We start from the raw sequence: 9,723 nt of genomic DNA on the forward strand, positions 1-9,723 counted from the left end.
TGCAGTCTTAGAAGCTTTCTTTAACTTAGGCTGGTCTGAGAGTTCATCGTCTCAGTTAACCATCCTTGCGAAGATGCCTTAACTTATGAGCAAAATGGCTCCTGCGATAATAGGGGTCAGGACCATCGCACTTTTTAATACGGGCTGCGGAGCAAGGGCTGTAAACTTAGCCCCGACATAGGAGCCAATCATCGTTCCTCCTACCACTTCAACTAACAGGGTTAAATTCAGGTATCCTTCGAAATAGTAGCCGATTCCTCCTGCTAAAGCGATCGGCAAAATAACGAGCATTGTTGTACCCACTGATTGTTTAAGCGAAAGTCCCATGATGACCAGCAATCCGATTTGAATGAACGGCGCAGCACCTATCCCAAATGTACCAGACAACAATCCGGTAACCAACCCGACAACTGCCGCTTTCTTAATGAGAAGCAGGTTGCCAGGGTTCACTTTTTTGTTGTTTACCTTTATTTTTTGAACAATAAATAAGCGGACAACCAAGATCACAGCCGACAAAAATAACATCCCCGCTGTCAACCAATGCAAAGAATGGATCGGAATCAAACTGGCTAGTTTTGAACCTAAATAGGAGGCAGCTGCCCCAAATCCGCCGACGATTAAACCGGTTTTAATTGAGATATTTCCTTGACGAAAATGACTGTAGGCACCTGACATGCTAGTAAACACCATCGCTGCTAGTGATGTCCCTAACGCCATATGTATTGGTACTCCAAAAATAACTGTTAAGATGGCAATAATAAAGCCAGAGCCGCCCGCCCCGACAAATCCTAATAAAATCCCAAGCACAAACATCGTCAGCACAATCGCCAACTTCATCCCCTCCGATTGCAAAACCCTAGATGTCCTTCTAGGAAATGTTTTATTACTTACCTAAGGACGGGGTCATATAGACTGATTTAAAAAAGAAAAAAAACTATCATTTATTATTGTACTAAAAATTTAAAAGGTATATCGGAATTATGCCCTAATTCCCAAAATTTGAAAGACTACCTCAACTAGATTGAGATAGTCCTCCCTTAAAAGCTAAATTTTGCTCGACCTAAACATGCACTGGTTGTTTTGCTTCTTCTAATGCTGATAGGCGCTGCTTAATTTCCTCAACATTGATAATTCTTTGGGCTACCCCTGTTTCCATTGCAGTATACGCAACCGCGGTTGCTACCTGTGCTGCGACCCGAGGGTCAAATGGATCTGGAATGACATAATCGGCATGGAGCTCATCCTCTGAAATTAAACCAGCAATTGCATAGACCGCAGCAAGCTTCATTTCCTCGTTGATTTCCTTGGCACGGACATCTAAGGCGCCGCGGAAAATGCCTGGGAAAGCAAGCACATTATTAACCTGGTTCGGAAAATCAGAACGTCCTGTACCCACTACAAGAGCTCCTGCTTCTTTTGCTACATCCGGCATAATTTCCGGTACCGGGTTGGCCATGGCAAAGATAATCGGGTCACGGTGCATAGCGCTAACCATTTCCTTTGTAACGGCCCCGGCTGCTGATACCCCCACAAACACATCGGCGTCAATAAGCGCATCCGCTAACGTTCCTTGTTTTTGCTCGCGATTTGTCATTTGCGCCATTTCATCTTTGAATCGATTCATTCCGAATGGACGGCCTTCATAAATAATTCCTTTTGTATCACATAAAATAACATCCTTCACGCCCATATGCAGCAGGAGCTTAACAATCGCTACTCCAGCTGAACCTGCTCCGTTTACTGCAACACGAATATCTTCAATTTTTTTATCCGCTAATTTTAACGCGTTGATTAGACCAGCGGCTGTTACAATCGCGGTTCCATGCTGGTCATCATGAAAAACAGGAATCTCGCAGGCTTTGCGGAGGCGGTCTTCAATTTCAAAGCATTGCGGCGCAGCAATATCCTCCAAGTTCACTCCGCCAAATGTTGGTTCTAGCAGCCTGACGGTTTCTACGATCTGGTCTGTGTCAGTGGTGGCCAAGCAAATGGGAAAGGCGTCAACATCTGCGAACGATTTGAATAACACGGCCTTTCCTTCCATCACAGGCATCGCAGCTTTTGGTCCAATGTTTCCAAGCCCCAGAACCGCTGTCCCATTGGATACAACTGCGACTAGATTGCCCTTTGAGGTATAATCATAGACTTTATTTTCGTCTGCATAAATTTCCAAACACGGCTCTGCCACACCAGGTGAATAGGCTAGGCTTAAATCTTTTGCATTATGTACTCCCACCTTAGAATAAATCCCAACCTTGCCTTGGTGTTCCTTGTGCATTTTTAATGCTTCATCTCGTAAAATTGACATTGAATTTCCCCCACTTCCGTTAGTAACCGCTTGCATTTCATCTACCTACATCTTAGTCCATAAGAAAGTATTTTTATAGATTATGTAATTAAAAAAAGCAGGGATTTAATCATACAAAAGGCCTTCCACAAATTTCGTGGAAAGCCTTTTTAACTAATTATTCTTCATCTATTTCCACCGTTGGATAATGCTTTAAAAAGTAGACTAGCGATTGAAGCTCCACTGCCAAGTCAATATGATGGACCCTTATTAATGGTGGAACATTTAATCTTGCTGGAGTGAAATTTAAGATTCCTTTTACATTCGCTTGGACCAGTCGATCGGTTATCATTTGTGCGGCAGGAGCCGGAACCGTTAATATCGCCACAGAAATATTAGTTTCTGATAAAACCTTCTCTAAATCATCCATAGGATGAACGGGTACCTCGCGAATCATGGTTCCCATTTTGTCGGGATCCACATCGAAGGCGCATTCTATTTTTGTGTTATTATTTTTTAAAAAGTTATAGTTTAAAAAGGCAGTCCCAAGATTTCCGACTCCTATTAAGGCAACCTTAGTTAATTCATCCTGATCTAAGGTCTTACGGAAGAAGGATATTAAGTAATTAACATTATACCCATAGCCCTTTTTCCCTAACGCACCGAAATATGAAAAGTCGCGGCGAATCGTTGCTGAGTCTACCTTTACTGCTTCACTCAATTCCGCTGAAGAGACCCTTTGCTTGCCGGAACTATGCAGGTTTTTTAGAAATCGATAATAGAGGGGCAGCCGTTTTGCTGTCGCCTGTGGTATTTTCGTTGTTTCATTACTCATAATCTCCCACACCCCATGAATGGTTTAGTTAAAAATTTATTTAACTCTTTCATCTCTTTTAAAATCACCGTTTTTACCGCCCGTTTTTTCGACAAGATACGTCGGGCCAATTACCATACCTTTATCAACGGCTTTACACATATCATAAACTGTTAAGGCACATGCGGATACGGCTGTTAACGCTTCCATTTCCACGCCTGTGCTCCCCTTCGTTTTAACGGCTGCAGCAATATATAATTGATAGTTCTCATCCTTATCCTGTTCCCAAGAGAAAGAAATATTAACACCTGTTAATGGAATCGGATGGCACATTGGAATAAAATCCCATGTCTTCTTTGCTGCCATGACAGCTGCTATCTGGGCCACTGCTAAGACATCGCCCTTCTTCATCTCATTATTAGTTATTTTATCATAAATTTCTTTACTAACGGTAATGCTGGAGTGAGCAAGCGCCGTACGTGCCGTTTCCGGCTTATCACTGACGTCGACCATTTTTGCTCTGCCTTCTTCATTAAAATGCGTAAATTCTGCCATATAAAAAATCCTCCCATCAAATCATACACTATTTTACCTTATATGTGTGTGAAACTTTGAACTAAATATTACATTTTTTGACGATTTAGGACCCTTACTCCGCTAATAAGGCGAGCAGTTTATTGCCGACATACCGGGAATAAGGTACACTAATCCTATGTAATAGAGGTGAATGAGAATGATTTTGCTACAGGTTAATCAATTACAAAAATATTATGGTGCTGACCTTATTTTATCGAATATTAAGCTCGAATTACAAACTCGGGACCGTGTTGCCCTTGTTGGACGCAATGGGGCGGGAAAATCGACATTATTGAAGATTATTGCCGGACACTTGTCGCATGATGGCGGAGAAATTATCAAGCCGAAAGAAGTGACAATTGGCTATTTAGCTCAAAATACTGGGTTAGAATCATCATTATCTATATGGGATGAAATGCTGACGGTTTTTGAACCGCTGCGATTGATGGAAAAACAACTCCGCACACTTGAAGAACAAATGGCTGATCCCCTCGTTTTTGAAGACAGTGGCAGGTACGAAAGAATCCTAAAAGAGTACGATCATCTTCAGGTGAAATTTAAAGAACAGGGAGGGTATCAATATGAGGCAGAGATGCGCTCCGTCCTTCATGGGCTGAATTTCCATGACAAATCCTTGATGATATCTAGTTTAAGCGGCGGGCAGAAAACTCGTCTAGCCCTTGGTAAACTCTTGTTAACCAGGCCTGATATCCTAATATTGGATGAGCCCACAAACCACCTTGATATTGATACGCTTTCCTGGCTGGAACAATATTTACAAAGTTATCATGGAGCGATTTTGATCGTTTCCCATGACCGCTATTTTTTAGATAAAGTTGTTACTCAAGTTTATGAAGTATCCCGTAAGCAAATCCAAAGGTTTTCAGGCAACTATAGTTCTTACCTTGATCAAAAGGCGGCAAATTATGAGCGTGATTTAAAGCTTTTCGAAAAACAACAGCAAGAGGTCACTGAACTCCAAGACTTTGTCAACCGGAATTTAGCGCGGGCATCGACAACCAAACGAGCCCAAAGCCGGCGTAAAAAGCTTGAAAAGATGGAGATGATGGATCGTCCATTAGGCGATGAAAAGTCTGCCTCCTTCTCGTTTGAAATTGAAAAACAAAGCGGAAATGATGTTTTAACAGTGGATTCACTCGCTGTTGGATACAAGGATGGTAAGGTTTCAGAGTCCATTTCTTTCCGGGCCTATAAAGGTGAAAGTATCGCATTGGTTGGACCGAATGGTATCGGCAAATCAACACTTTTAAAGACAATTATCAAAAAGTTGCCTGCACTTGAGGGAACCTTACTCTATGGGACAAACCTTCAGATTGGGTATTACGACCAGGAGCAAGCTGAATTGACCTCCAATAAGCGGGTCTTAAATGAACTCTGGGATGACTATCCACTAAAAAATGAAAAAGAAATACGTACGGTGCTCGGTAATTTCTTATTTTCTGGTGATGATGTCTTAAAAATAGTTTCCACCTTAAGCGGCGGTGAAAAAGCCCGTCTAGCTTTAGCTAAACTGATGTTGGAGAAAGCGAATGTCTTAATTTTGGACGAGCCTACCAACCACCTTGACTTAGATAGTAAGGAAGTTCTAGAGAATGCATTAATCGATTACCCGGGCACGATATTGTTTGTCTCACACGACAGGTATTTTATTAACCGGATTGCCACAAAGGTCTTAGAACTTAGTCGTCATGGAAGTACAGAATACCTCGGGGATTATGATTATTATTTAGAGAAGAAACTAGAACAGGAAGAACTTGCAGCACTAGCGCTAGCCGCAACAGCAAAAAGGGCAGCACAAACGGATGCTTTTGAAAAAAACTCTTATCAACAGGATAAGGAAAGTAAAAAACAAGAGCGTCAGCGCAAAAGGAAATTAGAAGAAATGGAACAACGAATTGAAGAGCTAGAAGAGCAAATTCAAGAATTCGAGCAGCAATTATGCGAACCAGACATTTTTCAAAATCACGAAAAAGTATTGGAAATCAACATAAAAAATGAAAAAGCAAAGTCTGAACTCGAGCACTTAATGGAAGAATGGGCGGAGCTGGCTGAATAACTAGAAAAGCGGAAACGCCCGTTTAGCAGCGTATGGACTGGAGCGCTTCGACTGAGATAAAGGAAACACGAGAGCGTTAGCGCATTCGTGCTTGACTTATCGTAGGGAGGAGAGCGAAGTCCACTAGCTGCTGGGCGTTGGAGCTAGACAATTATAAAAGTCCGAAGATAAATTTTCTTTTATATTTATGCAAAAACCAGGCATTGGCCTGGTTTTTTGTTTATTATGACATTTATCGACAAATTTTGATATGATGGCAATAATTCATTAAGTTATACACTTTTCCACATTCTTATTCACATTACAAACAGGACAGTTTCAATGTTATTTTTACTTTTCCACATTATCCACAACAAAGACCTTACTTATCCACATTATACACAGATAACACCCCACTTATCCACATTCACCAGTTTTTGATCTGCATTTTTATAAAATCTTATCAACAAAAAAACTCTTCTTATCCAGAAGAGTTATTAATTGTATATTTCGATATCCAGTCCCGGGTTGGCATTTAGGGAAAGGTCTGCTCTAATTCCTTTTTCGAACATCACACTTCCAGCAGCAGCAATCATCGCTGCATTATCAGTACATAGGGATAATGGCGGAATTACTAATTCAATTTCAGGTTTCTCTGAAAAGGTCTTTTCCAAAGCATTTCTAAGGCCTTTATTGGCGGCAACTCCGCCTGCCACTAATACTTGTCCTACCCCATATTCAGCGACGGCCTTTTCTGTTTTCTTCACTAACACTTCAATCACGCTGGCTTGAAAGCTTGCAGCAAGGTCTTCAGGGGCAATTATCTCACCGCGTTGCTCGGCATTATGAACCGTATTAATAACAGCAGATTTTAAGCCGCTAAAGCTAAAATCATAGGAACCTTCTTCTAACCATGCCCGAGGTAAATTAATTGTCGGATTTCCAGCCTGCGCCAAACGGTCAATATGTGGACCGCCAGGGTAAGGCATGTTTAACGTTCGCGCAACCTTGTCGTAGGCTTCACCAGCAGCGTCATCCCTTGTTTCGCCGATGACTTCAAAATGTCCATGTTCCTTCATATAAACAAGCTCTGTATGCCCGCCTGAAACGACCAGAGCAAGGAGCGGGAATTTTAACTCAGTGACAAGCCTGTTCGCATAAATATGTCCAGCAATATGGTGGACTGGAACTAGTGGTTTGTTTTGAGCAAATGCCAATGCTTTCGCGGCATTTACCCCAATTAAAAGGGCACCGACTAATCCTGGTCCTTCTGTGACAGCAATGGCATCAATCTCAGCAAAAGTAACATTTGCCTGCTTCAATGCTTCCTCAATGACAATAGTCATTTGCTCTACATGGTGGCGGGAGGCTATTTCTGGAACCACACCACCGAAGCGTTTATGACTTTCAATTTGCGATGCGACTACATTTGCCGCAATTTTTCTGCCATTTTTAATTATGGCGACAGCCGTCTCATCGCAGCTTGTTTCAATACCTAAAATCCATTGATCTTTTTTCATAAATTTACCCACATCACTAAACCATCTTCCTGATTATCTGAATAATAATTTTTGCGGATCCCGCCATTTTGAAAACCAAGCTTTCGATAAAGAGATTGTGCTACATGATTGGTAACACGCACTTCAAGGGTCATACTCTTTGCTCCCATCTCTCTTGCCACTGTCATCATTTTTTGCATGATTGCCTCACCAAGTTTCCTGCCCCTATATTCAGGCAGAATGGCCACATTCGTTACATGCGCCTCATCGATCACGATCCAAGCCCCACAGTACCCGAGGATTTTGTTACTTTCCTCTAGGACGATATAAACAGCAAATCGATTATTATGCAATTCATTATAAAATGCTTCACGACTCCAGGGGGTTGTAAATGATGCATGTTCTACTTCTAAAATTTGGTCAAGGTCCTCTTCCCTCATATTGCGAAAAACAAAAGAATCTACCATAACTCTCTATTCCTATCCATTTAAAATTTTTCCTTTCGCTTCTAACCATTTCGCTTCAGCTTCAGCTAAACGGATATAATTTGGAACAAAAGAATGAATGTCCTCCCCTGGTTTATCCTTACCGAGAAGGGCAAGTTCAGCTGGACGTGGATTTTGTTCCGTACTCGCTGCGAAAATAGCCTGTGATCCTAATGCTGCTTCAATTGCTGCTTGATGGAGTGGTAAATCATTTCCGACAAATAGTATCGTTTTTCCTGAATTTTTTAGATCCTCTGCACGGTTTACTAACATGACCAAACGATCCTCTTCAATCGTTTGTAGTTCGTCATTTTGATATTGATACAAGCCAGTATAGACCTGTCCCCTTCTTGCATCAAATAGAGGTGACACATAACCATCAAAGTAGCGGCCGACCCCAGATGCTAAAATTTCCAAGCTGGAAATACCTACAAGCGGGATTTTCAAAGTCCAAGCTAATGTTTTAGCAATGGTTACACCTATTCTAACTCCTGTATACGAGCCCGGTCCTTTGGCGACGACAATCTTAGTTAAATCCGCCGGAACCTTTTCGCAATCCTTCATTAGTGTCTGAATAGCAGGCATAATTCGAACAGAGTGGTTCTTTTTTAAATTGGTTATATATTCACCAAGTACTTGATTATCTTCTAACAGCGCCACTCCTAAGGCATAGTTAGAAGTATCAATCGCTAATATGGTCATGAAAAAGTCTCCTTACATAATTGCTCATATCGTTTCCCCTTAGGTACTAAAACCATTCTTCTAGTATCCCCATCTTCACGATATAAGAAAATAGTCAGTCTTTCCTGTGGGAGCTGCTCTTCAATTAAATGAGCCCATTCCACTACCGTCACTCCATCACCTTCAAAATACTCATCAAAACCGAGTTCTTCGAAGGCATCCGCAACCCGGTATACATCCATGTGATATAACGGGAGTTTTCCCTTATATTCTTTAATAATAGTAAATGTCGGACTGTTAACTGTTCTTTTAATCTCCAGCCCTTTAGCCAAGCCCTTAGTGAATGTAGTCTTTCCAGCACCTAAATCACCTTCAAGAGCAATGACATCTCCGGGTTGTAATAACCCAGCTAACTTTGCTGCAAATTGGGAAGTCTCCTCAGAATCCGTTGTTATTAGTTCGAATTGATTCATTCAATCACCTTTTTATTTTAACTTAGCGTCACATCTTCATTTTACCTTAATTATGTGCAAAAAAACCTTAGGATCTCTCCTAAGGATGCCTATTACATATGTAGTTTACATGATTTTTAACAATTGAGCAAAAAAGCTTGCCCTTATTAAACGGCATAAAAAAAGACGAAACCATGTTTCGTACTAATTTTTGCAATATAAATGGCGGTCCGGACGGGACTCGAACCCGCGACCTCCTGCGTGACAGGCAGGCATTCTAACCAACTGAACTACCGGACCAAATTGCGGGGACAGGATTTGAACCTGCGACCTTCGGGTTATGAGCCCGACGAGCTACCAGACTGCTCCACCCCGCGACAATAGAAATATAAAATTTTGCTCATGCGCTTAGTTGCATGAACTGTATCAATCTCAGGAAGCTTATGCAAGCAGCAGCTCAATTGATACAACTCGCAGATTATTCATGAAGCAATGCTCGTTGCTCCACCCCGCGACAATAAAATATTAATTACTGCACCATAATAGTGTGTTACTCCATCAAGTAATTTATGTATGGTTTTTAAAGTAATTTTAGCCTGGCAACGTCCTACTCTCACAGGGACGCGTGTCCCAACTACCATCGGCGCTGAGAAGCTTAACTTCCGTGTTCGGTATGGGAACGGGTGTGACCTTCTCGCCATTGCTACCAGACTATTTTTTTAGAGGAATCATTCCCTCAAAACTAGATAATGCAGAAGAAGTTTGTAAAACGAGTATGCCTTATAAATTGGTTAAGTCCTCGAACGATTAGTATCAGTCAGCTCCACATGTTACCACGCTTCCACCTCTGACCTATCAACCTGATCATCTTTC

At 41.6% G+C, this 9,723-nt stretch carries 9 protein-coding genes, 2 tRNA genes and 2 rRNA genes; 1 reads left to right on the forward strand and 12 read right to left on the reverse strand.

The window, feature by feature from the left end; translation table 11 throughout:
- Window positions 1-78: 78 nt before the first annotated feature.
- From J7E63_RS20065 to moaC, 4 genes are all read right to left on the reverse strand, one after another.
- The gene (locus J7E63_RS20065) at window positions 79-831 is read right to left on the reverse strand and encodes a sulfite exporter TauE/SafE family protein (protein WP_251033635.1); all 753 of its coding nucleotides are present in this window, start codon (window positions 829-831) and stop codon (window positions 79-81) included.
- A gap of 229 nt (window positions 832-1,060) precedes the next feature.
- Entirely contained in the window at window positions 1,061-2,308 is a 1,248-nt protein-coding gene (ystJ, locus tag J7E63_RS20070) for an NADP-dependent malic enzyme (RefSeq protein WP_215015524.1), read from the reverse strand.
- A gap of 157 nt (window positions 2,309-2,465) precedes the next feature.
- Window positions 2,466-3,122, reverse strand: a complete 657-nt coding sequence (locus J7E63_RS20075) for a redox-sensing transcriptional repressor Rex (RefSeq protein ID WP_214718861.1) — start codon at window positions 3,120-3,122, stop codon at window positions 2,466-2,468.
- A gap of 36 nt (window positions 3,123-3,158) precedes the next feature.
- On the reverse strand, window positions 3,159-3,656 hold the full coding sequence (gene moaC, locus J7E63_RS20080) for a cyclic pyranopterin monophosphate synthase MoaC (protein WP_215015525.1): 498 nt from the start codon (window positions 3,654-3,656) through the stop codon (window positions 3,159-3,161).
- A 178-nt stretch (window positions 3,657-3,834) separates the two neighbouring features.
- Between moaC and J7E63_RS20085 the strand changes: the two genes are divergently transcribed.
- Entirely contained in the window at window positions 3,835-5,754 is a 1,920-nt protein-coding gene (locus J7E63_RS20085; protein ID WP_215015526.1) for an ABC-F family ATP-binding cassette domain-containing protein, read from the forward strand.
- Window positions 5,755-6,230: 476 nt separating this feature from the next.
- Here J7E63_RS20085 and tsaD read toward each other — a convergent pair whose 3' ends face one another.
- From tsaD to J7E63_RS20125, 8 genes are all read right to left on the reverse strand, one after another.
- On the reverse strand, window positions 6,231-7,253 hold the full coding sequence (gene tsaD / locus J7E63_RS20090) for a tRNA (adenosine(37)-N6)-threonylcarbamoyltransferase complex transferase subunit TsaD (RefSeq protein WP_215015527.1): 1,023 nt from the start codon (window positions 7,251-7,253) through the stop codon (window positions 6,231-6,233).
- Window positions 7,250-7,699 (reverse strand): ribosomal protein S18-alanine N-acetyltransferase, encoded by a 450-nt coding sequence (gene rimI / locus J7E63_RS20095; RefSeq protein WP_215015528.1) that lies wholly within the window; start codon window positions 7,697-7,699, stop codon window positions 7,250-7,252. Before rimI ends, tsaD begins: the two co-directional genes overlap by 4 nt.
- Window positions 7,700-7,711: 12 nt before the next feature.
- Complete coding sequence (tsaB, locus tag J7E63_RS20100; RefSeq protein WP_215015529.1) at window positions 7,712-8,419, reverse strand: tRNA (adenosine(37)-N6)-threonylcarbamoyltransferase complex dimerization subunit type 1 TsaB; 708 nt, start codon at window positions 8,417-8,419, stop codon at window positions 7,712-7,714.
- A complete protein-coding gene (gene tsaE / locus J7E63_RS20105; RefSeq protein WP_215015534.1) occupies window positions 8,416-8,871 on the reverse strand; it encodes a tRNA (adenosine(37)-N6)-threonylcarbamoyltransferase complex ATPase subunit type 1 TsaE in 456 nt (151 codons plus the stop codon). Before tsaE ends, tsaB begins: the two co-directional genes overlap by 4 nt.
- Window positions 8,872-9,073: 202 nt before the next feature.
- A tRNA-Asp gene (locus J7E63_RS20110) sits at window positions 9,074-9,150 on the reverse strand.
- Window positions 9,151-9,153: 3 nt separating this feature from the next.
- Window positions 9,154-9,227, reverse strand: a tRNA-Met gene (locus J7E63_RS20115).
- Between the two features lie 217 nt (window positions 9,228-9,444).
- Window positions 9,445-9,561: ribosomal RNA gene (rrf, locus tag J7E63_RS20120) — 5S ribosomal RNA — on the reverse strand.
- Window positions 9,562-9,637: 76 nt separating this feature from the next.
- Window positions 9,638-9,723: ribosomal RNA gene (locus tag J7E63_RS20125) — 23S ribosomal RNA — on the reverse strand; the annotation flags it as partial.

Source organism: Bacillus sp. ISL-75 (genome assembly GCF_018613095.1).

Bases quoted from the DNA above. Each gene is read 5' to 3' on its own strand.
- ystJ (WP_215015524.1), bottom strand. From the start codon at position 2,308: ATGTCAATTTTACGAGATGAAGCATTAAAAATGCACAAGGAACACCAA.
- J7E63_RS20075 (WP_214718861.1), bottom strand. From the start codon at position 3,122: ATGAGTAATGAAACAACGAAAATACCACAGGCGACAGCAAAACGGCTG.
- moaC (WP_215015525.1), bottom strand. From the start codon at position 3,656: ATGGCAGAATTTACGCATTTTAATGAAGAAGGCAGAGCAAAAATGGTC.
- J7E63_RS20085 (WP_215015526.1), top strand. From the start codon at position 3,835: ATGATTTTGCTACAGGTTAATCAATTACAAAAATATTATGGTGCTGAC.
- tsaD (WP_215015527.1), bottom strand. From the start codon at position 7,253: ATGAAAAAAGATCAATGGATTTTAGGTATTGAAACAAGCTGCGATGAG.
- rimI (WP_215015528.1), bottom strand. From the start codon at position 7,699: ATGGTAGATTCTTTTGTTTTTCGCAATATGAGGGAAGAGGACCTTGAC.
- tsaB (WP_215015529.1), bottom strand. From the start codon at position 8,419: ATGACCATATTAGCGATTGATACTTCTAACTATGCCTTAGGAGTGGCG.
- tsaE (WP_215015534.1), bottom strand. From the start codon at position 8,871: ATGAATCAATTCGAACTAATAACAACGGATTCTGAGGAGACTTCCCAA.